This is a genomic window from Brevibacillus sp. MCWH, assembly GCF_013096935.1.
GTDB lineage: Bacteria > Bacillota > Bacilli > Brevibacillales > Brevibacillaceae > Brevibacillus > Brevibacillus aydinogluensis.
On record NZ_SDLF01000008.1, the window covers coordinates 64,921 to 88,432 of the forward strand.

The following is a 23,512-nucleotide window of genomic DNA, read 5'->3' on the forward strand; positions in this document are numbered from 1 at the left end:
GGGAGCTGTCCCGCGGCCGTTTACTTCAAACCGGAACTGCCTGCTCCGTGGACAAAGTACTTTTCTCCGATGAGAAAGACGATGAGAATGGGCAGGAGACTCAACAGCGCGGCCGCCACCAGGTACTGTTCGTTCCCGAACCACTGCCCCTGCAGCGCCAGGATGCCGATCGGCAGCGTGTACTTTTCTTTGGACGTCAGGTACAGCACCGGCATCAGAATTTCGTTCCACTTGGTCATGAAGGTAAAGATGGCCAGCGTGGCGAGAGCCGGCTTGCACATGGGCAAAAATATCCGCCAGTAGATTTGGAACGGATTGCAGCCGTCCAGCTTGGCCGCGTCTTCATACGCGGTCGGGACGCTCAAAAACGCCTGCCGCATCAGGAAGATCCCGAACGGCTGCCCGAGCCACTCGATAATCCACAGCGGCATCAGGGTATCCAGCATCTTTAGCTCCTTGAAGATGATAAACTGCGGAATCATCGTCACAACGGCGGGAATCATCATCGTTCCCAGCACGATCAGAAACAGCGTGTTTTTGAAGGGAAAATCCAGTCGGGCAAACGCGTAGGCGATCATGGAGTTGGACAGAATGGCCCCGATGACAGACAGGATCGCGACGATCAGGCTGTTCAACGTGTAGGTGCCAAAATCAGCCATGTTCCAGACTTCGGCGTAGTTGCTCCACTGCACGGGATCGGGCAGCCACGTGGACGGTACGGCCGTGTACTGCTGATACGTCTTCAGCGAGTTGAATACGGCGGTGACAAAGGGCACAAGCATCACGAGCGAACTGAACAGAATCACAGCGTAGCCGGCTGCTTTTTTCAATCGGAAGTAGTTCATGGAACGCCTCCTTTCACTCCGGGACCCATCCTTATTTCTCGTAATACACCCAGCGCTTTTGCAGTTTGACCTGGATCAGCGTAAGCACGAACAAAATGATGAACAGCACCCAGGCGATTGCCGAGGCATAGCCCATATGGAGGAAGGAAAAGCCTTCGCGATACAGGTACACCATCAGCAGCAGGCTGGCGTTGTTGGGGCCGCCGGCCGCCGTGGCGTCCACCGATCCGCCGGTCATCACGTAGATTTGCTCAAACGCCTGAAACGTGGAGATGGTGCTGAGGATGAGGACCAAAAAGGTCGTCCCGGAGATCATCGGCATGGTGATCTTGAAAAACTTTTTGACTGTTCCCGCTCCGTCGATGTCGGCCGCCTCGTACATCTCCTGCGGAACGTTTTGCAGACCCGCCAGAAAGATCACCATGATGTAGCCGACCCCCTTCCAGACAGCCACCAGCACCAGGATGGGGATGACCAGCAACTCGTCCTGCAGCCATTTCTGCGGCTCCAGCCCCAGCCGCATGAGCAGGGAGTTGGCCATGCCGAAACGCGGGTTGAAGATCGCGTCGGCCACGTAGTAGATCACCGTCCAGGAGGAGATGACCGGCAGAAAATGGGCCAGCCGGATCAGCTTCAACCCCCTCAGCTTCTGGTTCAGCGCGACCGCCAGCACCAGTGCCAGAAAGGTCTGGGCCGGCACGAACAAGACGGCGAAATAAACGGTGTTCCACAGCGCTTTCCAAAACACCGGGTCCTGCACCAGCTTCTCGTAATTGGCCAGACCCACCCACTTTGGCGGATTCAGGATGTCATAGTCCGAAAAACTGAAATAGAGCGAGGCGAGAAACGTCACCGCCACAAACACGACGAAGTGGACGATGTAAGGGGAGACCATTAAAAGTCCCCATCTCCCCTCGCTCTTCTTTAGGGCATTTTTCTTCACCGTTTCCATCTCGACGCGCCCTCACTTTTTGTAAAATGCGTCCAGCACCTGCTGCACTTCTTGATCCGCCTTGGCCATCGCTTCCTCTACCGACATCTCGCCCAAGAAGGCACGGTTCATGTTGTCGTTAAACTTGCTCAGCCACTCTTCCCACACCGCGTTGTCGTCCAGCCGGCCGGCGAAGGCGAAGCTGTCCAAAAACGCCTGCTTGTTTTGCGGCGGAGTGCCGGTATCGAGGAACAGCGGGGAGTTCGCCACCGATTTTTTCACCGGCACCGCTTCGCCCAGACGGGCCCATTCCTGCTGCACCTCGTCGTCCGTCACCCAGTACTTGATCCACTCCCAGGCAGCCTGTGCCTTCGCGTCGCTCGTCTTGCTGTTGATCACCCAGGAATTGGCGATGATCGGGGCAAACCGCTTGCCGTCCGGCCCTTTGGGCAGCAGGGTAACGTCGTAGTTCAGGCCCGCTTCGTTGGCCGCCAGCACCCTGGCGTAAATGCCGATCCGCATCGCTGCCTGCCTGCTGGGGAACGGGGCGACCGGGCTTTTAAAGCTTTTCAGATCGCTCGGATCGGTAAACAGGTTGCGCTTCATCCCGTCCACGATCCACTCCAGCGCCTGCTTGTTTTCCGGCGATTGGATGATCGATTTTTGCATCGTCTCGTCCAATACGCCGCCGCCGTAGGACTTGAGCACGCTCATCCAGCCCTCGGTGATGCTGAAAAAGGCCAGGCCGAATTGATTGACAGCCTTTCCGTCGAATGCCGGGTCGCGGGCATTGCGTCCGCTGCTGTCAAGCGTAAGCACTTCAGCCGCTTGTTTCAGATCGTCCCAGGTCCAGTTTTCGTTCGGGTACGGCACTCCCGCTTTGTCAAACATCTCCTTGTTGTAAAACAGCACCGCGATCTGCAGCCCCTGCGGCACTCCCCAGTAGCGTCCGTCGGCGTCCTTGTTGAACTCCAGGCCGTAGTAGTCGTCCGTGTTCAAGTCCCTCATGACCCAGTCGGTCAGATCCCTGGCAGCCCCCCGCTCGGCAAACTTGGCCACGTAGACACCGTCGGAGAGCCAGACGTCAGGCGCGCTGCCGGCGGCAATCTGGGTGTCCAGCTTTTGAAAGAACTTGCCGTATGGCGCCGATTCTGTCGTCACTTCGATGTTGCGGTGCTTTTCCATGAATCGCTTCACCAGCTCCTGCATTTTTGCATCCGAGGAGCCGGACGAGTAGTAGCCGAGTTTTATGGACACCTTTTCGCCGGTCTCTCCAGCGGCGTCCTGGCTGCCCGAGCAGCCGCTGATGAGCAGCGTTCCGCTAAGGCCAACGGCTGCCAGCCATTTGATGATGCGGTGTTTACGCATGCGAATCCCCCCGTTTTTTTCCGTTACCAATCGGATGAGCCGGGTCTGCCGTCAGGACGGTGGACCGCTCATCCAGGTCCAAGCCCCATTCGGCAATAATATTGAAAACATTCAGATAAATGCTGCTGTACTTCAACTGTACGCAATCCCCAGATAATGGGTCAATGTCGAAAACCCGTCTGAAATTCCTTCCCGCTCACTCGGCCGAGGCCCGCTCATGCTCGCTGTGGTTGATCGGAGAGGCGGCAAAAGAGAGGCGGTACACCTGCCGCGGCCTGCCCCGCGACGTGATTTTTTCCACCCCGACGATCTCCACCAGCCCGGCGTCGAGCCACTGCAGCAAGATGCGGTGGGCGCTGCGGACGGTCACCCCGAGAATCGAGGCCAGCTCTTGCGCGGTGTACTCCGTTTTCCCCAGACGCGTCACCTGTGCCATCAGTTTGCTCATGTAGGCAGCGGTCATGCCCGCCTTTTCCGCCTTTTGCAGCAGGTCCTTGTCGGTGATGGACAGCCCGTACACCATCGGATGCGCCATTTCGACCGGTCCGATGACGCTCCTGTCTTCCAGCACGATGAAGCAGATGTCCCCTCCGAACTCTTTGGACTGGCGGAGCGCCAGCCGGGCGTGGGTTCCCGCTTCGTTGGCCGACTTGCCAAAGCCGACGCCAATACTGAGCGAAACGCCCAGGGCGGATTTCGCGTCCGTCAAGAGCGGAATGAATTTGTACCCTCTCGTCTCCCGTTCGAAAATTCCCCGGGTGGTGACAAACTGGTACTCTCCCCCGCCCAGGCTGGTCAAATAGCCGTCCAGGCAGCCCACGTAATCGAGAAACATCCGGTGAATCTCCAGTTTTCGCTTCTGCACGTCGTACTCGGACGAGCTCCGCTCTACCCACTGCGTGTAGCCGTCGATCTGAATCAGTCCGAAGACGATTTGCGACTCCTTGTTGCGCCGCTTCTCCGTGGACAGCAGCGCCCGCTCCAGGGATACGGTGATGTCCTGGATGGTGGGCGTCACCCACTCGTTGGGAATGCCAAGACTGGTCAGCGCGTCGGACACGGCCTTCACGCCGGTCAGCGCCCCGTCGCTTATCCCCTGCTCAAACGCTTCCCGGTGAAAGCGGATCATCTCCTCCACCTGATAGGAGCCCCCGCTGTAGTAGTGCATCTCGGCAAACGGCTCTCCCAGTTCGTTCAGCACTTTTTCCACCGCCTGCGGGGCAATCGTGTCAATGGAGAAGCAGCCCCTCTTCCTGTACGGATACAGGCGAAACAGCGCGCGGTACAGTCCCGTTCCCGTCAGCGGCACGTAGTGGACCGGGACGGTAAAGGACACGGATTCCTTGGCGATTTTGTACGGATAGTAGCCGGAAAACAGCAGCACCTCCACTTCGTCCATCAACTCTCGGGCAAAGACGGGCGCGTCCGTAATCTGATCGGAAGCGCGAAATACGGGGATGAAATTGGGAAACGATTTGATCGCCTCCCGGATGTTTTCCACAATCGCGACTGGTCCGATAACCCCGATCTTGATTTTGATCTGCATCGCCACGCCCTCCTCCCTGCGCCTGTTGGGACTTATGACAGCCACTCATCCAAATGTTTTTGGACAAACCAATCGTCATTCAGCTCCGGGTACTCCCGGTACACGCGGTCAATCTCCTCCATCTGGCCTTCCGACAGTTCTTCATCCGGCCGCAGGCACCATCGCCCCGCCAGCAGCCCCTGCCGCCGCAGCACTTCGTGGATGCCGGGGATGCACCCGGCAAAGTGATGTGCGGGGTCGAAAAAGGCGGCATTGGCGTCCGTAACGGCGATGCCGCGGACCAGCAGCTCTGCCGGAATCATCCCGCTCTCCCTCGCCCGCTTGATCTCGTCGAGCAGCCTCACAGCCGCATGCGTCCAGACCGCCCAGTGGCCGAGCAGCCCGCCGACGATCCGTTTTTCCACCGGCTTTCCGTCCACCCAAACCCGATAGATCGTCAGCAGATCGGCGACGATGTTGTCGTCGTTGCCCGTGTACAGGGCAATGTCGTCACGGCGGCTGGATTGGCAGACGGCCCGCACCACATCGAGCGTCTGGTACCGGTTGAACGGGGCGATCTTCACCGCCATGACGCCGGGAATCTCGGCAAACTCCCGCCAAAACGCGTCGCTCAGCACCCGTCCCCCGACTGCGGGCTGCAGGTAAAAGCCAAACACCGGGATTACTTTGGCGATCTCCTCGGTTCGCCGCAGCAGGTCCGCTTCACTCCAGTCGTGAAGCCCTCCCATGCTGACCAGCCCCAGATCGTAGCCCAGTTTGGCCGCCAATTCCGCTTCGTGCAGCGCCTGTGCGGTGGGGCCGCAAATGCCTGCTACCTTGATGAATGAGTCGGTTTTTCCCGCCCGCTCCACTTCCTCGGCAGCGAGACGCAGCACCGGTTCCAGCAGATTGATCTCCCGGTCCCTGATCTCAAACTGGGTCGTGTGGACTCCCACGGCCACTCCACCGGCTCCGGCAGCCAGATAGTATCGCGTCAGCCCGCGCTGCCGCCGTTCGTCCAGCTTGCGTGAGGCATCGAGCGCGAGCGGGTGGGCCGGAATCACCACCCCTTCGTACAGGTTTTTGGCGACAGCCGGACGAAGCCCTTGGACCACCTCAAAATTCCCCCTTTCGCTCCTGGAAGCGCGTCGCTTTGTTCAAAATCTCGCCGCCCGCTTCAATCCACTCTACTGTCCAGTCGATCATCTGCTGAAGCGAGACCCGCGGGTACCCGAACAGCCGATGGGCTTCAGACGCATTGCTCAGGAGGGCGGTATCCTGCTCCTCGTTCACGAAGATGGGATCGACCCCAAAGCGCTTGGCGAACTGTTCAGCCAGCCAGCGTACGGAAATCGTTTCCGGACCGGTTACGTTCAGGATGCGAGGAGGCGTATCGCACAGGGCGAGCGAGCGGATCGCCATTTCGTTGGCGTCCCCCTGCCAGATGACGTTGACGTGCCCCATGCTCAAATCAATCGGCTGCCGCTCGCGGACGGCCGTGGCTACTTCCAGCAGGACCCCGTATCTCATGTCTATCGCATAATTGAGCCGAAAATGCAGCATGGGGATGTTGTAAACGGTTGAAAAATAGGAGAAAATCCGCTCCCGGCCCAGGCACGACTGCGCGTATTCGCCCACCGGCGCAACCGGCGTCTCCTCGGTGGCTCCTCCCCCTTTGACCGGCATGAGCGGATACACGTTCCCCGTCGAATAGGAGACGATCCGCGAGTGGCGAAACGCTTCCGCTACCCGGCCCGGCAGGTAGGCATTCATCGCCCAGGTATACGGCTCTCGGCCAGTCGTGCCAAACTTTTGGCCGGCCATGTAGATGACATTCTCCGCCTTGGGCAGCTGCTGAAGCTGTTGGTCGTCCAGCAAATCGGCCGATATCGTTTCAATCCCGGCTGCCTCCAGCTTGGATCGGAGCGTCCCGGAGGAAAAACGGGAAACGCCAATCACCCGCTGCTTCCCTCCTGCCGCCCTGATCGCGTTTTTCGCCAACATGGCCAAACTGGGTCCCATCTTGCCGCCGACGCCGAGGATGATCAGATCCCCGTCCAGTTGGGATACCGCTCGAACCAAATCGTCTGAAGGTTCTGTCATTTTCCGTTCCAACTCTTCCACTGTCTTCATGCGTTCACCCCGATTTACGTGTTCTTCCTGCGAATGTTCTACTACACAGCGCTGTAGGTTTATTGTAAGAAGGGGGACGTAGAACAGACAAGGACGAAAACGCGTCTGAAATTCGGGGTGGACAGCGGCAGGAAAATCCCTATGACGTAATTGCCCACTATTTTTTTACCATTCTGAATACGACAAAAATCATTGACGAATCAAGCAAATCAGGCTACAGTACCCCTATCTCACTTAAACGCACAAAAGCACAAAAGCCGTAAAGCCAAAAAGCGGAAACGTGCATACATTCCACTTTGTACAAGGAGTATGACTATTGATGAACAAATCGTTGTCGTTTGCGCAAAGCGCATCGGTGCTGGCTGCCGTCGTTGCCGTGCTGTTTCCCGCCATGTTCTGGGGAAAAGCCGAGCCGCACATGCCGCTGTTGGCCGCGACCGTGGCCTCCACGGTTCTGCTGCGCCTGTACGGCATCAGGTGGAGCCGTATGGAGGAAGGCCTGGTGAAAGGGGTGCAGTCAGCCGTCGCGCCGATGCTGCTTCTCGCGCTGATCGGCATCCTGATCGGGGTATGGATGATGAGCGGAACGATTCCGACCATCCTGTACTACGGGATCGCCATCATCCAGCCGCAGTATTTTGCGCTGAGCGCCCTGTTCCTGACGCTCGTCATCTCTACCGTAACCGCAAGCTCGTTCACCACGGTCAGCACGGTCGGCGTCGCGATGATGGGTGTCTCCACCGCCCTGGGGATGGACCCGCTCGTAACGGCAGGTGCCGTCATCTGCGGCGCTTGTTTTGGGGACAAAATGTCGCCATTGTCCGACACGACCAACATTGCCGCCGGAGTGACGGGCGTGCCATTGACGACGCATATTCGCTTCATGACGCGGACGACCGTCCCCGCATTTGCCATTACCGTGCTGTTCTTTGCTCTGCAGGGACAGACAGCGCCTGTCGACCTGCAGGGAATTTACGCCATCCGGCAGGAACTGGAGCAGCACTTTACCATCTCGGCCCTGACCCTGCTGCCGGCGTTGGCTGTGCTCTTCTGCTCCGCCATGCGCCTGCCGATCATGCCGACGCTGGTTACGGGCATTGCCGGCGGGATCGCGGTCGCTGCGCTGCTGCAGGGCGTGACCTCGCCGGCCGAGTGGCTGAATGTGATGCAAAATGGGTTTCACGCCTCGTTTTCCAATGACATTGTCGCCTCGATCGTCAACCGCGGCGGCCTGATGTCGATGACCTGGTCGCTCTCCCTGATCCTGATCGCTCTCTCGCTGGGCGGTCTGCTGCACCACAGCGGCGTGTTTGATGGCCTGTTTCGCTCGCTGATGCAACGGATCAAGCGAGACAGCGGGCTGGTCGGGCTGGCCGGAACCTCCTCCATTCTGGTTAACACGCTGACCGGTGAGCAGTACCTCTCCATCCTGCTGCCTGGCCAGATGTTTCGGGAGACCTTTGCCCGCAGGGGGATGGAGCTCAAGCGTCTCTCCCGCACCCTGGAGGACTGCGGCACGCTGGTCAATCCCCTCATTCCCTGGGGCGTGAGCGGCGCGTTTTTCACCAACATGCTGCACGTATCAACGGTTGAATACCTGCCGTACGCCCTGTTTTTGTGGCTGTCGCCGCTGTTTACCTTTATCTACGCCTGGTTCCGCCGCTAAAGCACTACGCCGAACCGTACACCGTGGTACAGTTTTTCCCGTTGTGCTTGGAGCGGTAGAGCGCTTCGTCTGCCGCCCGCTTCAACCCGTCTGCCGTGTCGGCGTGCTGGGGATAACATGCGATTCCCACGCTGACCGATACCGGAATGACCTGCTCTTCGCAAACCAGCGGGTGCAGGCGCAGGTACTCCCGGACAGCGCCCACTTTGGCCATCGCTTCGTCCAGCGTCGCCCGCGGGGACAGCAGCATGAACTCGTCTCCGGCGTAGCGGTAGACGCTGTCTTCCGGTGCGGCGCTCTGTTTTAACGCCTCGGCGATGCGCCGAATCAGCGCGTCGCCCAGGTGATGGCCGTACTGGTCGTTCACCGCTTTCAGATGGTCGGAGTCGAACATGATCAGCGCGACGGAGGGCGGCTGGCTCTCTAGAAGCTGCTCCAGATCGCGGTGAAAGGCGCGGTAGTTCAGAATGCCGCTCAGCTCGTCCCTGAACGACATCTGGTACATCCGATCGTACAGCCTGGCGTTTTCAATCGCGCTGGCCACCTGGAAGCCGATGATGGCAAGCAGTTCCTCGTGCTCCTTTTTGTAGGCAAATTCGCGGTACGACTGGGCGGAGATCACCCCTTTGATCTGGTTGTCCAGCATCAGCGGCACAAAAATGCAGGCATTGGTGTCGTTGTCGGGGTTGCCCCACCGCACGGACGCCCCTTCCGCCTCATCATCCGACGTCTGCAGATGGACGGTTTGCCGGGTGGCGAGCACTTTGGAAATCAAACCTTTTCCGTAGGGGAGGGTGATCGGACCGTAGTTCACCCCGCTGTCGATGCAAAGCGGAATGCGGATCTCGTTGTCCCCTTCATCGTAAAAGGCGATCAGGAAGGCGTCTGTCGGCATGACCCGGGAGACCAGTTCAAAGGCCTTCCACAGAATCTTTTCTTCCTCAAAGGTCTTGGCAAAGATGTGGCTGAGGTCGTGGATAATTTTTAAATGTTCTGACAACCACAGCAGATGTGTCACTTTTTCATGCAGGGTGACAATTCCCTCCAGCAGTTGTTTGTGACCGATGTATTCAGGCTCCGGGAGATCCCCGGCAAGTTGGCGGGAGAGCGCATCCACTTCCTCGCGGTCCACCTGTTCGATCCGGTGCAGCCACTGGCTGTACCGTTTCAGCAGGTGCAGCGTGTACTCTTCCCTGGTCGATGGTTCTTCACGCATGTACAACCCTCCAGCACCTTCGAGCGTTGATCCTGTTGGCGCTTCGCCGCCGACTGCGCTTTCCCTATCGCTTTCTCTCGTGATAACGGTCGACTGCGGCGCGAATCGCCTGCAGCACCGCTCCCTGACCAGGCGCCAGGAAACGTTCCTGCACCTCCTGCACAATCTCCGCCATCCCGTTCGCGACTGATTTTCCTCTCAACAGCGAGGCGAGAAAGTCGCTCGTTTTCTCCATGACAAACGTAAAGCTGGCATCGCAGATGACATCGTCTTCCACGTCGATGATCAGCACACATCCCACCATCGTGGACAATTCGTACAAGGTCGTCCCCTTGGGTATTTGGGCAAAGCCTGCCGTCAACACGGTCCGCCTGTCCGTCCAGTCCGCCATCCGATTCATCCTCCCTGCTCATTGTTGGAATAGAACCCTTCGTCCGATCCGCTCCCTTGTTTGACGGACGAGAAAACGGCTACCCCTTCAAGGCAATAGCCTGTGCCGAATTTTATTGTTATGTACAACCAATTTTACCCTATTCCATCTGTTGTTTCCATCCTCTGGTCGATGGGTCAGATACATATACCGACGCCTCCCGCACAACAAAGCAAGGCGCAGGCGATCCGTGTCACCGGACCGGCCTGCGCCGCTGTCTCGTGTGTCTATTTCTTCGCTTGATCAATGGCGTTCCGCACCTTGCCGCCTGCCTGGCGCAGCCGCTCCGCCGCTTCCGCCGCCGACAGGCCGGCGAGCTTCATCACGATCGCCACGCGGGCGTCTCCGCCGGCTTCGGCGATCAACTGCTCCGCCTCGGCGTAGCTGACGCCGGCTGCCTGCATGACAATGTGCTTGGCCCGCTCCCGCAGCTTGTGGTTGGTCGCCTGTACGTTGACCATCAGGTTGCCGTACACTTTGCCCAGGTGGACCATGCTGGCCGTCGTCAGCATGTTCAGCACCATCTTGGTGGCGCTCCCCGCCTTCAGCCGCGTCGATCCGGTCACCACTTCCGGGCCGACGACGATGTTGATCGAGACGTCCACGCCCTGGCTGATGTCGGGATCGGGATTGCAGGAGAGGGAGACGGTGGCCGCCCCCCGCGCCTTGGCTTCTTCCAGCGCGCCGATCACGTACGGCGTTCGGCCGCTGGCGGCTATGCCCACCACTACGTCACCGGCGCGGACGCCGCACCGGCGGACGTCTTCTTTTCCCAACTCCGGCGAGTCTTCCGCCCCTTCGATCGCTTCCTTCAACGCTGCTTCCCCGCCGGCGATGATTCCCTGCACCATTTGCGGATCAGTGCCAAAGGTGGGCGGACACTCCGCAGCATCCAGCACCCCCAGCCGGCCGCTTGTGCCGGCGCCGAAGTAAAAGAGGCGCCCTCCTGCTTCCAGGGCGGCGGCGATCATGTCCACAGCCCGTGCCACCTCGGGCAGAACACACTGTACGGCGTGCGCCACCTTTTTGTCCTCTTCGTTCATCAGCGTCACGATTTCCAGGCTGGACATCTGATCCAGCGACTCGCTCGCCTGGTTGCGCATCTCCGTTGTGAGCTCAAACAAGTTCTCCCCCATTGGCTTCCCCCTCTGGATGGTATCGGCACAGATTTTTCCTGACTGCTGCATTGACTGACAGGCCTGCCCGCCTCAGCGCCTCGGCCAGACAACCGGTCACCGGCGGCGCATCCGGCAGGACCGCCTCAAACCGGGCCATCTGCAGCACGGCGCGGCGCAGCATCGTATCAGATGCCAACAACCCGCCCGCCAGCACTACGGGCAGCCGCTCTCCAGCCTTGGCCCGACACGCCTCCGCCAGCTCCACGAGCGAAGCGGCTGCCTGCCGCACCAGCCGTCCGGCCACCTCGTCTCCTGCGGCAGCCGCCCGGTCCACCAGGATGGCCGCCCCGGCCAATTCCCTGCGCGGATTGGGCGATCCGTACAATCGAGCGATCAGTTGGTCGGGCGCCTCCACCCCGTAGTGCGACACCAGCATCCCGGTCAGCGCCGTCGGGTCGCCGCGGCCGTCAAACGCCCGGAGCACAGCCGCCACCGCCTGCCGGCCCAGGTCATAGCCGCTTCCCTCGTCGCCGACCAGATATCCCCAGCCTCCGACGCGATGCCGGCTCCCATCCGCCGTCAGCGCGTAGGCGATGGAACCGGTGCCGGCAATCAGCACGATGCCCGGTTCGCCCCAGGTGCCGGAGTAGAGTGCGGCCACGGCATCGTTGTCGATCTGCAGCCGCTCTCCCCACTCCGCTCGAAACGCGTTGGCAATCTGCGTCTGCACCTGCGGCCGGTCGGCACCGGCCAATCCGAAAAACAGCCCTTCCACCTCGTGTGCCGCCGCACCCGCCTGTTGGAAACAGTCGCGCAGCAACGCGCGCAGCGTCTCCTCCACCTCCGGCCAGGGGCGCGACAGCGGATTGCTTCCCTCTCCCATCGCCAGGGCGACGATCTGCCCGTCCGCACCGCAGACAGCCGCCGTAGTCTTGCTCCCGCCGCCGTCGATGCCGACAAACCAGCGCCGCTGTTCACTTGACCGCACCGGCTGTCAACCCCTCCATGAACTGCCTGGACGCCAGGAGAAACACGACGATCATCGGCAGGGCGGAGAGCGTCAGGCCGGCAAACAGCAGGCTCCAGTCCGTCTCGTACTCGCCGAACAGCACCATCATCCCCACCGGGATCGTCTTCAGCGTCTCTTCCTGGATGAAGATCAGCGGAAAAAAGAAATCGTTCCAGGCGCTGATAAAATTGATGATCACCACGGTCCCGAGCGCGGGCCGAATCAGCGGCAGCAGCACCCGCCACAGGATTTGAAAGTGGCTGCAGCCGTCGATTCGGGCGGCCTCCTCCAGTTCCACCGGCAGCGTGCGGAAAAAGCCGGTGAGGATGAACACGGAGATCGGGATGCCGCTCGCCGTGTATATCACAATCAGCGACCAGAGGGAGTTTAACAGCCCCAGCTTTTTCATCAGCATGAACAGCGGCACAATCCCCAGCTTGATCGGGATCATCAAGCCGATCAGAAAGAAGAAGTACAGCACCCCTGTCCAGCGGAACGAGAACCGGGCCAGATAATAGGCGGCCATTGCCGAAACGAGGGCGATCAGCACGACCGAGGCGACGCTGACAACGATGCTGTTCCAAAAAAAGTGGCCAAACGGCACTGCCTCCCACAGCTTGCGGTACGTCTCCAGGCTGAACGAGCGGGGCAGCGAGAGCGGATCAGAAAAAATCTCCACATTGGTTTTAAACGACGAGACGATCATCAGCACAATCGGGTACGTCGCCACCAGCGCAAACAGATAGGCGAACACATACTGCAGCGACCGGACGCCCACGCCAGTTTTCACAAGACTGCTCCTCCTTTCCGCTCCGTCAGTGCTGCACTTCCCGTTTCCGCATCAGGTAGAGAGAGAGGGCTGAGACGGATGCGACGATGAAAAAGATGACGATGGCAAGCGCCGAGCCCAGACCAATGGAGATGTCTCCGGCGCCTCCCGCCCCGCTGAACGCCAACCGGTAAAAGTAGACGGCCAGCGTGTCGGTGGAATAATACGGTTCGCCCATCGACCCCTGCATGGCGTACACCAGTTCAAACGCTTCGAACGCCTGGATGAAGGTAAAGATCGTCATGATCGTGATCGAAGGCATGCAGAGCGGAAGAATGATCTTCACCAGCATGCGAAGGCCGCTCGCCCCGTCCAAGCGGGCCGCCTCGATCAGCTCCTCGGGAATGGACTGCAGCCCGGCGAGGAAGATCAGCACCGCAAACCCGATGCCAAACCAGCAGTTGACGAGAATGATCGCCAACAAGGCGGTATCCGGGTCTCCCAGCCAGGGCCTGGCCCACTCCGAAAGGCCCAGCTTGTGCAACAAGGTATTGAGCGCCCCGTAGTTGGGGTTGAGAATCAGTTTCCACAAAAAGCCGACCACGATGACGGACAAGAGTCGAGGGAGGAAATAGGCCACCTTGAGGAAACCGGCTCCCCTGAGCTTCCGGTAGATGAGAAAGGCGAGCACAAAGGCGATGCCGTTTTGCACAATCATCTCGACCACGAAGTAGATGACGTTGTGGCCAAACGCATTCCAGAACATTTCCTGAAACGGCTCCACCCGAAACAGCGTGATGAAGTTTTTCAGGCCGACGTAGGCGCCTCTGGAAATGCCCTCCCACTCGTACAAGCTGTAGGTGAAGGCAGACACGATCGGGTAGACGACAAACAATGTGTAAATCACGAGAGCCGGAAGGGGAAACAGGTGGACGAGCCACCGCGCTTTTCCCTTTGAACGGGCAGCCCGTGTCTTTGCTATGCTCATGTTCACCCACCCCCTGATGAGGGCGGCGGAGCGGAAACAAGCACGCTCTCACCCCGCCGCCATTTTCCACAAATGTCTACTTCTTGAAAGCGGGGAACCATTTTTCCGCTGAATTCTGCACCTCTTGCGCCACCTGCTCCGGCGTCAATTTGCCGAGGTACATGCCCTGCAGGGCGTTCTCCAGCGTCTTTTTCGTCGACGGATTCCCTTCCGCAAAATGGACCACCATCAGATACGGCGTGGCGATGCTCTGCGACATCTCCGCCATCTTGTTCACCAGCGGGTCGTCGGTGCTCACTCCGGGCACGGCGCTGATCCGTTTGAACTCGCTTGCAAACAGCTCGCCGAATTTTTTCGTCGTCATAAACTCCAAAAACTTCAGCGCCTCCTGTTTGTGTTTGGACTTGGCGTTGACTGCGTACGAGCCGTCCACCCAGGTGGTCAAAACGTTGCTGCCGTCATCCGTCGGCATCGGGAAGAAATCGATCGGCAGATCCGGGTTCATCTTTTTCAGCCCTTCCAGCTCAAAGCTGCCATTGATGAACATGGCCGCCTTTTCGGTGAAAAACATCGTGCGGATGTCATTCAGTTCCAGGCCGACGAAATTTTCCGGGAAATAAGGGACCAGCTCCTGCATCCGCTGCAGCGATTTGACAAACTCAGGGCTGGTAAAGGTGCTCTCCCCTTTCAGCAGCTTGTCAACAAACGCGTTGCCGTTGTAGGTTCCCGGTGCGATCACGCCGTGGCTGAGTGAGAGCAGCCATCCTTCCTTGGCGCCAAACGCGAATGGCACCACGCCGTTTTCCTTCAGTGTTTTGGCTGTGGCGATCAGTTCGTCCCAGCTTTTCGGCTCCTTTAACCCGTACTGGTCGAAGATTTTTTTGTTGTAGTAAATCTGCGTCGAGTTGAGCGAGAGCGGGACGCCGTATATCTTGCCGTCTTTGCCTGTGGCAGCTGCCAGGACGTCCTGGGGAAACTCGCGTATGCCGGGCAGATTGTCAAGCGGCTCCAAATGGCCCGCTTCCGCCAGCGAGATGCCGGGCGCGTAGGGCCGAAGCTGCAGGATGTCGGGGCCGCTGTCACTCTGCAGGGCCGTGTTCAGGATCGTGTCGTACTCCGTGGCCTTGAGCGGCTTGAAGTCGATCTTGATGCCGGGGTTCTCTGCTTCAAACGCCTGGATGATCTTCTTGTACCCCTCTGTGTCCTCGACGCGCCAACTGTTCATGGTGAGCGTCACCTGCGCGGAGTCGCCCTGCCCTCCCTGCTCGCCCGACGGTTTGGTCGTCTCTGCTCCGCCGCTGCATCCGGCCAGGGCCATCGTGGCGGCCAGCACAACCGAAGCGGCTGTGTGCAAACAGAACCTCTTCATGCTCCAACTTCCCCCTTTTGTACACTTGACTGCAATTTATGTCAGGTCCGGCATGAGCCGGGCCGTGACGGCATCGTGCAGGATCGGCCGCAAGCGCCTGAGCGCGTGATCGCGGCCAAGATGGACGGCATTGGTGAGGAGAATGACGGCCCATCCGCGCTCCGGATCGATCCACATGCTGGTCCCGGTAAAGCCGGTGTGGCCGAAGCTGTTCCGGCTGAATCCACAGCCGCAGCTCAGCCCCTCACCGGCGCAGTTCACCTCCCAGCCCAGGCCCCTCGCTCCTCCCTTGCCCTCCGTGCGGCAGCGTACGGCCTGCTCCCTCCATTTGGGGGTGATCGGCGCCGGATCGCTGCCCAGCCACATCATGGCATAGCGGCACAGGTCGTCGGCGGTGGCAAACAAGCCGGCATGACCGGCTACTCCTCCCATCGCGTACGCTTTTTCGTCGTGCACCTCACCGGTGAGGAAGCCGTTGGTCAAGCGGCACCACTCTGTAGACGCAATATTGCGAAAAATTTTCCGATCCGGACGGAAGCAGGTGTGCCGCATGCCCAGCGGATCAAACAGGCGCCGCTTGACATAACGGTCCAGCGGCTCTCCGGTCAGCTTCTCCACGAGCAGCCCCAGCCAGATCATCCCCAGGTCGCTGTACACCACGCGTTCGCCGGGCGGATGCAGCAGCGGCAGCGCGTACAACGTCTCCGGCAGCGGAATGTGAGCGTCCCTGCGCCGTTTTTCCGTGTCGGCAGCCAATCCCGCCGTATGCGTCAGGAGCTGCTCGATGGTGATATCCCGCTTGTCGGCCGGACAGTCGGGAAAGAAGCAGCCTACGGGATCGTCCAGGGCGAGCCGCCTCTCCTGCAGCAGCAGCAGAACGGCAGGCAAGGTGGCTGTCACTTTCGTCAGCGAAGCGAGGTCGAACAGCGTATCCGGCGTCACCGGCTGTCCGTCCGGCAGACTGGTCCGGCCCACGTCACAGGCGAAGAGGAGGCCGCGCCTGTTGACGACACGCAAGGCGGCCCCTGGTATCAACCCCTGCTCCACCCATTCCTCCAGCAGCCGCTTGACGCTTTCCATCTTCGCTTCCTCCTCTACGACCGCTTGGTCCGGCTCACGGCCAGGCGCGTTTTTTCCAGCAGCGGGATCACTTCCTGATGCCTTCTGGAGACCATGGCGATAAACACAATGTCGATCACGTTCAACTGGGCGATCCGGGAGGCCATGGCGCCGCTGCGGATACTCTTTTCGACCGAACTGGTGAACAGTCGGATGTCGGCCAGCTCGGCGACGGGAGACAGCCCAAATTTGGTCAGGGTGATGATGGTCGCCCCCTGCTGTTTCGCCTCCGTCAGCGACTGAATGATGTCTTCCGTCTGTCCCGAGTAGGAGATGCCGATTGCCACGTCCCGCTCCGTCAGGTTGACGGCCGACGTGAGCTGGGCGTGAAAGTCGGAATACGCTTCGCACCAGAGGTTGATCCGGGAAAACTTTTGCTTGATGTCCTCCGCGATCACGGCAGAAGCGCCTACTCCGTACACGTCGATCTTGCGGGCCCGGGACAGCGCTTCGGCCGCCCGCTCCACCTCTTCGGCTGATAGGACGGAAAGCGTGTCCTTGATCGACTGGATGTTGTTCCAACTGATCGCCTGCATGATCGAGTCCACGCTGCCCTCCATCATGATTTCCTGGTAGCTGTCCGACTCCGACTGCTTGTTCAGATCCCCGGCGATTCTCAGCTTTAATTCCTGGTATCCCTTCATGTTCAGCGTCCGCGCCAGGCGAATGATCGTCGCTTCCGAAACGCCGCTCAACTCCGCCAGCTTCTGGACCGACAGCTTTACCACCTCATGCGGATGGGCGAGAATAAAATCGGCCACTTTTCGTTCGGACGGCTTCAATTCTTCCAACATTGCTTGCAGACTGACAAGACCTCCGCTCAGCATCCCGACACCACTTCCTACCAAAACTTCCCTTTTATTTTATGTAATTTTATTTCTAAAGTCAATCGCTGTTTATTAAACAATATTACAACAACGGCAAAAAAATGTCCGTTGGAAAGGGGCAACACTCGAAGACGTTGTCGCTTTGGACTTCCTAAAAAACTTGATGAAGGCATGCGTCTACATCCAAAAGGGGATAAGCAGGCTGACCTATATTATGACAAAGGGGAAAAGCATTTGTTTGGAATGGATGAAACTACTGCACATGCGAGCAGGTTTACTTTTTTGTTATATCATTTGTAATATATAGGTGGAAATTTACATAATGAGGAAGATAGAAAAAACACTAAGGGAGGTATTAATGTGGAATTTTATTACTTAGGAATACTGATGATCCTATTCGTTCTTGCCATATACAATTTCTTAGAAGCTATTAAATGGATTGTCGAGAAAAATGAGAAGGAATTTAATAAACGAAGAATAGTTTCTATAGTAAGTTTCGTTATTTTTATGATTATCTATATTCTTTCATTCAAATTAAAATAAACCTGAAACTATCGCTAAAAAACAAAAATCATGGTTGTCGAGAAATTCTCGACAACCTGTTACAAATGAAATCGGTCATATAAGCTAATAGTATAAAAAATATGTTCAGCATAAACGTAAATATAGCCCGTGATGCCGTGAATCTACCGTTCCTCAAGTCCCCTATGCGTTGCATCATTTCCAACCTGCCTCAAATGAAGCTTTTCTATCACCCCAGCACTGAAATGCCTATCTCGCGAATCCGCATCAGTCATGTTTGTAAAACATCGGGAAATCATTCCATGTATTGCATTTTTAGCAGGGTACATAGAACATAGACAATCCTCCATGAAAATTTTCGGGACAATAACAAAAGGGATATCATACGATGAGTTTTCTCCGCCTCTTGACCTTTCCGCAACGGCAACCCTTACGCTCAAAGCGACACCATCATCATTACGTGGAGGGGAGTCCAGATGAAGACGACACTGCTCAAAGGCTGCACGATTCTGACGATGCGGGAGGGAGAGCAACCGTTTGCGGGGGACATCCTGATCGAGGGCGAGCGGATCGCCGGCGTCGCCCCTGTCATCGACCGTGAGGCAGACGAGGTGATTGACGCCAGGGGAATGGCGGCGATGCCCGGCCTGATCAACGCCCACAACCACGCCGCCATGTGCCTGATGCGCGGCTTTTCCGACGACCTGAAGCTGATGGACTGGCTGGAGAAAAAGATGCTGCCCGCTGAAGCGCGGATGACGGAAGAGGACATCTACTGGGGCACGCTGCTCGCCGCAGCGGAGATGATCCGCTCCGGCACGACCGCGTTTGCCGACATGTATGTCTGCATGGACGCGGTGGGACAGGCGGTGCTGGACAGCGGGATGCGGGCCTCGCTCACCCGGGGTCTGGTCTTTCTCCAGGATGACGGAGGCAAGCGGATGCAGGAAGGGATCGACCTGGTGGAAAAGTGGTCTGGTGCTGGCGATGGACGCATCACCACGATGTTTGGCCCGCACGCCCCCTATACCTGCCCGCCCGAACCGCTGCGGGAGGTGATCGCACTGGCTCGGGAGCGGCGCGTGCCCATCCACATCCACCTGGCCGAAACGATCGAGGAGACGGTCAAGCTCCGCGACAAGTACGGACAGACCCCGACCGAATACCTGTACCAGCTCGGCCTGTTCGACCACCATCATGTCCTCTTGGCCCACGCCGTCCACCTGACGCGCCGAGACATCGGCTACCTGCGCGGCATGCGCGGCGGCGTCGCCCACAATCCCGTCAGCAACCTAAAGCTGGGCTGCGGAATTGCGCCGGTGACCGATCTGCTGGCGCAAGGCATCACCGTCGGCCTTGGTACGGACGGCGCCGGCAGCGCCACCACGCTGGACATGTTTGCGGAGATCAAAGCCGCCACCTGGCTGCAGAAGCTGGATTACGGCGACCCGACCCGGCTGCCGGCCGAACAGGTGCTGCGCATGGCGACGATCGAAAGCGCCAAACTGCTGGGCATCGACCACGAGGTAGGGACTCTGGAAACGGGCAAAAAGGCAGACCTCATTCTGATCGACCTCGACAAGCCTCACCTGCAGCCTGTCCACAACATCGCCTCGCTGATCGCCTACGGCGCCCAGGGCGGAGACGTCGACACCGTATTCGTCAACGGCCGCATAATGATGCGGCGGCGTGAACTCCTTACCCTCTCCTGGGAAGAGATCAAAAAACAGGCGGCCAAGCGGGCGGCGAGACTGGTCCAGGGGTTGTGACGAAACGCACGGACGCAAAAACACAAGCCGTGTCCCCCATTGGGAGCACGGCTTGTGTTTCGTATGTGCCACACACTTCTTGGCGGATACAGGTACGCCCGCCGTGATCGCGTGGCAGGAAGCATCAGTCATGTTCCTGGTCGTTCTCATCCGGATGTTTCTGTTCCTTGCCGCCAGAAGAGAGGCGGCCGGCGCGTCTGGCGGACTCACGAAGCAGAAATTCAATATGGGCATTGACGCTGCGGAATTCATCGGCCGCCCACCGTTCCAGCACCTCGTACAGATGCATGTCAATTCGCAAGGGAAACTGCTTCTTTTTGGCCATATCCCTGTACCAGCATCTGCTCTAGTAGATCGTGCCCGTATTGATGACCGGATGAGCTTCCCGTTCGGATACAATGGCTACCATCAGATTGTTGACCATGGCTGCCTTTCGTTCTTCGTCCAGGTCGATCACGCCGTCTTCCTTGAGCTTGTTGACGGCCATTTGAACCATGCCGACAGCCCCTTCCACGATCTTCTGCCGAGCGGCAATGATCGCGGCTGCCTGCTGTCGCTGCAGCATCGCTCCCGCAATCTCCGTCGCATAGGCCAGATGGGTCAGGCGCGCCTCCAACACCTCAACACCGGCTACTTGCAGCCGCTGCTGCAGTTCGCGGGCCAGTTCCGCCGCGACCTCATCCGCATTGCCGCGCAGTGAGCTGGCATTGATGTCTTCAAACGTATCGTAGGGATAGCTGCTGGCAATGTGTCGGAGTGCCGTTTCGCTTTGGATTTCCACAAATGTCTCGTAATTGTCTACGTCAAACAAGGCTTTGGCGGAATCAACCACGCGAAACACGACGACGGCCGCAATCTCGATCGGATTTCCTTCCACATCGTTGACCTTCAGCTTAGAGCTGTTGAAGTTGCGAACGCGCAGCGACACCTTTTTACGAATCGTAAACGGCGTTCCCCACCAAAAGCCGCTCCGGCGCACGCTGCCCAAGTATTGGCCAAAGAAGATGAGCACCTTTGCTTCATTGGGCTGTACGATGAAGAACCCCGAGATACCCACAGCGACAAGCAGCAGAAAGAGGACGCCGATCAGACTGCCCTCGCTGAGGAAGTACAGTCCCAATGCAAAAAGAACGACTTCCAGCAGCAAACCGATAAACCCATTCAGCGCCCACGTCTGTTTTTCCGTCATTTCCGCACGCTCCTTTTTATAATGATTTTAAAGTGATATCATAAGTATATCATTTAGATATGAGAGATGTAAAGCAGCACATGTCATGAAAATAACGCCACATATGCCGCTGCGCCTGCTATTGGTACAAACAAAAAAGCCGCCCTCCCGGTTTGAAAGGGAGGAACGGCTGTGTCTGCCTGTTTGACTGGACGTGCTTCACATTCGTTCGCACTGCCCGCTTTTGTCTGCACAAAGCGTTTACAATTGGATGCTTTCTCCCGGCTTCAGCGCCTGTCCATCGATCCGTTTTTCCTTCAGCCGGGCGATGAACGCCTCTCCGTCCTGCTGGATCGGCGGGAACGTATTGTAGTGAATGGGCACGACGAACTTGGCCTTGAGCCACTCGGCGGCCGTTTCCGCGTCTTCCGGTCCCATCGTGAAGACATCCCCGATCGGCAGGAAGGCAACGTCGATGTCGTGGCGCTCCCCAAGCAGCTTCATGTCGCCGAACAGGCCGGTATCTCCGGCGTGGTACACGGTCTTGCCGCCGATGTTCACGATGAACCCGCCGGGCATGCCCAGGTAGACGATCCGCTGCTCCTCGTCGTAGACCATGCCTGAGCTGTGGAACGCCTGGGTCATTTTTACGCGGCCAAACGGGAACGCTGCCGACCCGCCCAGATTGAGCGCCATCGTCTTCGCGCCCTGCCAGGCCAGGTAGTTGGCCAGTTCAAAAGTGGCGATAATCGTCGCATCGTTCTGCTTGGCCAGCTCCACGGCGTCGAGGATGTGATCCTGGTGGCCGTGCGTCAGCAGGATGTACTGCACGCGAATGTCGGACAGCGCGGTCGTCGCCAGCGGATTGCCGGAGATGAACGGGTCCACGATGATCGAATGTTCCCCACTCGTCAACTGTACGCAGGAGTGGCCGTGATACCGGATATCCAACATGTGATCTCCCTACCTTCCCTCAACAATGATCTTGCTTTCCCTCTGATGATAGAAGGGAATGAAAGCCATGTCAAATCGCTTACGCGGCATGCGCGTTTTTGTCGCCGATCGCGCTCCTGCTTCGCATCACCAGGCTGACTGCCACCATCACCACGACGTTGACGATCAGCGCGACGATGCCGACGTTCAGATCCTGAATCGCCTGCGGCAAAAAGGGAAACAGGCTGCCGACCGTGGTCTCGCTCAGCGTAATGGCAGCCACCGTGGCCACCCCGGCGATAATGCCGGCCGCTGCCCCGTGTTTGGTCACCACATTGCGCTTCATCAGACTGAACAAGAGAGCGGGAAACAGCTGCGTCACCAGGCTGTACCCCATCAAGAGCAGCGCGACAATTGCACTGCCGCCTTCAAACGTAAAGTAGAGGGAGATGAGCGCCACCACCGGCACCAGGTACTTGGCCAGCTTGGAAATCTGCGCGTCGCTCGCCTGCGGGGCGAACACCTTGTACACGTTTTTCGCCAGCAGCGTGGAGGCGGCCATCAGGATCATCGACCCTGGCACGATGGCGGTCAGCAGGCCCGCTGCCCCGATCACGCCGACAAACCACGGGTCAAACGTCTGGATGGACAGGCGCAGGAGCGACAGGTCGCCGTCCGCCCCCTTCAGACCGGGCACCTGCAGAATGGCGGCAAACCCTACAAAAAACACAAACAGCAGCACCAGCGAGTAGAGCGGCATGATGATCGCATTTTTTCGGAACACCCGCTCGTTTTCCGCCGAGTAGGAGGAACCGAACGTGTGCGGCCACATGTAGAAGCCCAGCACGGTCAGAAGCACCGTGGAGATAAACCAGGAGGGGCTCATGCCGCTCTCCGGCAGGGCGAGAAATCCGGGCATCGCCGCTTCCACCGCTTCAAACATCGGCTGAATGCCGCCGTAGTAGTGGAATGGCAGATAGAGACCGAGAAAGACGACGACAAACAGAATCATGATGTCCTTGAGCATCGCTGTCCAGGCGGAGCCGTGAATGCCCGAGACCATGACGTACAAGGTGACGGCGATGGTCCCGATCCAGATGGCCGCCTGACGGGAGATACTGCCGTACGACGCTTCCGACACGATGATCCCCAGGCCCTGGAGCTGCAGCACCAGATAGGGAATCATCGCCGCCACGCCGACGAGCGAGACCAGGATGCCCAGATACGGGCTGTTGTACTTGCTGACGAAAAAGTCCGACTGGGAGACCAGCTTGTGCTCCTTGGCATAGCGCCAGATGGCGGGGAGCAGCCAGTAGGAGAGAACGTAGGCCAGCGCGCCGTACGCGATGATGTAGAACGTCGGGCCGCCCTTGCTGTAGGCCCAGCCGCTGCCGCCGAGGAATGTAAACGTGGTATAGATTTCCCCCGCCATCAGGAGAAAGACCAAAATGGTGCCGAAGCCGCGCCCCCCCACTGTCCACTGCTCCAGATTCATGTCCTTGCCTTTGCGCGCCCGGATGCCGAGGTAGAGAGAAAGCGCCAGAAAGGCGAAAATGACCAGCAGCGCGGCGTTCATTTTGCATCCTCCTCCCTGTTCGCCGGGTCCAGTTTGTACACGACTGCCATGATCACCGATGTGAGCACGACCCACATGACGACCCAAAAGAGGAGAAACGGCAGACCGAACACGTATGGGGTGACGCGGTTAACCAGCGGGATGCAGGCGAGAATGCCGATAAACGGCAGCAACGCCAATACATGAATCACCTTCATGGGACCCTTACCTCTCCCTTCCGTTTCTGTTCGA

At 58.5% G+C, this 23,512-nt stretch carries 22 protein-coding genes; 2 read left to right on the forward strand and 20 right to left on the reverse strand.

Annotated features, from left to right (window positions below; all coding sequences use genetic code 11):
• Nucleotides 1-20: 20 nt before the first annotated feature.
• From ETC00_RS09535 to ETC00_RS09560, 6 genes are all read right to left on the reverse strand, one after another.
• Nucleotides 21-845, reverse strand: a complete 825-nt coding sequence (locus tag ETC00_RS09535; RefSeq protein ID WP_171565765.1) for a carbohydrate ABC transporter permease — start codon at nt 843-845, stop codon at nt 21-23.
• A 31-nt stretch (nt 846-876) separates the two neighbouring features.
• Nucleotides 877-1,797 carry a carbohydrate ABC transporter permease gene (locus ETC00_RS09540; RefSeq protein WP_171565766.1) on the reverse strand — a complete coding sequence of 307 codons (921 nt, stop codon included), beginning with the start codon at nt 1,795-1,797 and terminating at the stop codon, nt 877-879.
• Nucleotides 1,798-1,809: 12 nt separating this feature from the next.
• On the reverse strand, nt 1,810-3,144 hold the full coding sequence (locus ETC00_RS09545) for an ABC transporter substrate-binding protein (protein ID WP_171565767.1): 1,335 nt from the start codon (nt 3,142-3,144) through the stop codon (nt 1,810-1,812).
• 196 nt (nt 3,145-3,340) lie between these two features.
• Nucleotides 3,341-4,690, reverse strand: coding sequence for a helix-turn-helix domain-containing protein (locus tag ETC00_RS09550; RefSeq protein WP_171565768.1), 1,350 nt, complete (start codon nt 4,688-4,690; stop codon nt 3,341-3,343).
• A 32-nt stretch (nt 4,691-4,722) separates the two neighbouring features.
• Entirely contained in the window at nt 4,723-5,784 is a 1,062-nt protein-coding gene (locus tag ETC00_RS09555; RefSeq protein WP_171565769.1) for a dihydrodipicolinate synthase family protein, read from the reverse strand.
• Nucleotide 5,785: 1 nt separating this feature from the next.
• Nucleotides 5,786-6,802, reverse strand: coding sequence for an NAD-dependent epimerase/dehydratase family protein (locus ETC00_RS09560; RefSeq protein WP_171565770.1), 1,017 nt, complete (start codon nt 6,800-6,802; stop codon nt 5,786-5,788).
• Between the two features lie 319 nt (nt 6,803-7,121).
• Between ETC00_RS09560 and nhaC the strand changes: the two genes are divergently transcribed.
• The gene (gene nhaC / locus ETC00_RS09565; protein ID WP_171565771.1) at nt 7,122-8,468 is read left to right on the forward strand and encodes a Na+/H+ antiporter NhaC; all 1,347 of its coding nucleotides are present in this window, start codon (nt 7,122-7,124) and stop codon (nt 8,466-8,468) included.
• Between the two features lie 4 nt (nt 8,469-8,472).
• Here the strand turns inward: nhaC and ETC00_RS09570 are convergent, their stop codons facing one another.
• The 9 genes from ETC00_RS09570 to ETC00_RS09610 form a co-directional block, all read right to left on the reverse strand.
• Nucleotides 8,473-9,684, reverse strand: coding sequence for a sensor domain-containing diguanylate cyclase (locus ETC00_RS09570; protein ID WP_171565772.1), 1,212 nt, complete (start codon nt 9,682-9,684; stop codon nt 8,473-8,475).
• A gap of 64 nt (nt 9,685-9,748) precedes the next feature.
• The gene (locus ETC00_RS09575) at nt 9,749-10,075 is read right to left on the reverse strand and encodes a DUF3870 domain-containing protein (protein ID WP_171565773.1); all 327 of its coding nucleotides are present in this window, start codon (nt 10,073-10,075) and stop codon (nt 9,749-9,751) included.
• A gap of 266 nt (nt 10,076-10,341) precedes the next feature.
• Entirely contained in the window at nt 10,342-11,250 is a 909-nt protein-coding gene (murQ, locus tag ETC00_RS09580; RefSeq protein WP_171565774.1) for an N-acetylmuramic acid 6-phosphate etherase, read from the reverse strand.
• On the reverse strand, nt 11,231-12,220 hold the full coding sequence (locus ETC00_RS09585) for an N-acetylglucosamine kinase (protein ID WP_171565775.1): 990 nt from the start codon (nt 12,218-12,220) through the stop codon (nt 11,231-11,233). The genes murQ and ETC00_RS09585 overlap by 20 nt, the downstream gene beginning before the upstream one ends.
• Nucleotides 12,207-13,031 (reverse strand): carbohydrate ABC transporter permease, encoded by an 825-nt coding sequence (locus ETC00_RS09590; RefSeq protein ID WP_171565776.1) that lies wholly within the window; start codon nt 13,029-13,031, stop codon nt 12,207-12,209. The genes ETC00_RS09585 and ETC00_RS09590 overlap by 14 nt, the downstream gene beginning before the upstream one ends.
• 25 nt (nt 13,032-13,056) lie before the next feature.
• Entirely contained in the window at nt 13,057-13,998 is a 942-nt protein-coding gene (locus ETC00_RS09595) for a carbohydrate ABC transporter permease (RefSeq protein WP_171565777.1), read from the reverse strand.
• 76 nt (nt 13,999-14,074) lie between these two features.
• The gene (locus ETC00_RS09600) at nt 14,075-15,367 is read right to left on the reverse strand and encodes an ABC transporter substrate-binding protein (RefSeq protein WP_171565778.1); all 1,293 of its coding nucleotides are present in this window, start codon (nt 15,365-15,367) and stop codon (nt 14,075-14,077) included.
• Nucleotides 15,368-15,403: 36 nt separating this feature from the next.
• Nucleotides 15,404-16,447 carry a serine hydrolase domain-containing protein gene (locus ETC00_RS09605; protein WP_171565779.1) on the reverse strand — a complete coding sequence of 348 codons (1,044 nt, stop codon included), beginning with the start codon at nt 16,445-16,447 and terminating at the stop codon, nt 15,404-15,406.
• Nucleotides 16,448-16,461: 14 nt separating this feature from the next.
• Nucleotides 16,462-17,313 (reverse strand): MurR/RpiR family transcriptional regulator, encoded by an 852-nt coding sequence (locus ETC00_RS09610; RefSeq protein WP_171565780.1) that lies wholly within the window; start codon nt 17,311-17,313, stop codon nt 16,462-16,464.
• Between the two features lie 998 nt (nt 17,314-18,311).
• On the opposite strand from ETC00_RS09610, the gene ETC00_RS09615 reads away from it, so the two are divergent.
• Nucleotides 18,312-19,604 carry an amidohydrolase gene (locus ETC00_RS09615; RefSeq protein ID WP_171565781.1) on the forward strand — a complete coding sequence of 431 codons (1,293 nt, stop codon included), beginning with the start codon at nt 18,312-18,314 and terminating at the stop codon, nt 19,602-19,604.
• A gap of 124 nt (nt 19,605-19,728) precedes the next feature.
• Here the strand turns inward: ETC00_RS09615 and ETC00_RS09620 are convergent, their stop codons facing one another.
• The 5 genes from ETC00_RS09620 to ETC00_RS09640 form a co-directional block, all read right to left on the reverse strand.
• Nucleotides 19,729-19,929, reverse strand: coding sequence for a type II toxin-antitoxin system antitoxin (locus tag ETC00_RS09620; protein ID WP_171565782.1), 201 nt, complete (start codon nt 19,927-19,929; stop codon nt 19,729-19,731).
• Between the two features lie 21 nt (nt 19,930-19,950).
• Nucleotides 19,951-20,793, reverse strand: coding sequence for an SPFH domain-containing protein (locus ETC00_RS09625; protein WP_171565783.1), 843 nt, complete (start codon nt 20,791-20,793; stop codon nt 19,951-19,953).
• A 240-nt stretch (nt 20,794-21,033) separates the two neighbouring features.
• A complete protein-coding gene (locus ETC00_RS09630; RefSeq protein WP_171565784.1) occupies nt 21,034-21,726 on the reverse strand; it encodes a metal-dependent hydrolase in 693 nt (230 codons plus the stop codon).
• Nucleotides 21,727-21,805: 79 nt separating this feature from the next.
• Nucleotides 21,806-23,281, reverse strand: coding sequence for a sodium:solute symporter family protein (locus ETC00_RS09635; RefSeq protein WP_171565785.1), 1,476 nt, complete (start codon nt 23,279-23,281; stop codon nt 21,806-21,808).
• A complete protein-coding gene (locus tag ETC00_RS09640; protein WP_171565786.1) occupies nt 23,278-23,478 on the reverse strand; it encodes a DUF3311 domain-containing protein in 201 nt (66 codons plus the stop codon). The genes ETC00_RS09635 and ETC00_RS09640 overlap by 4 nt, the downstream gene beginning before the upstream one ends.
• Between the last annotated feature and the right edge of the window lie 34 nt (nt 23,479-23,512).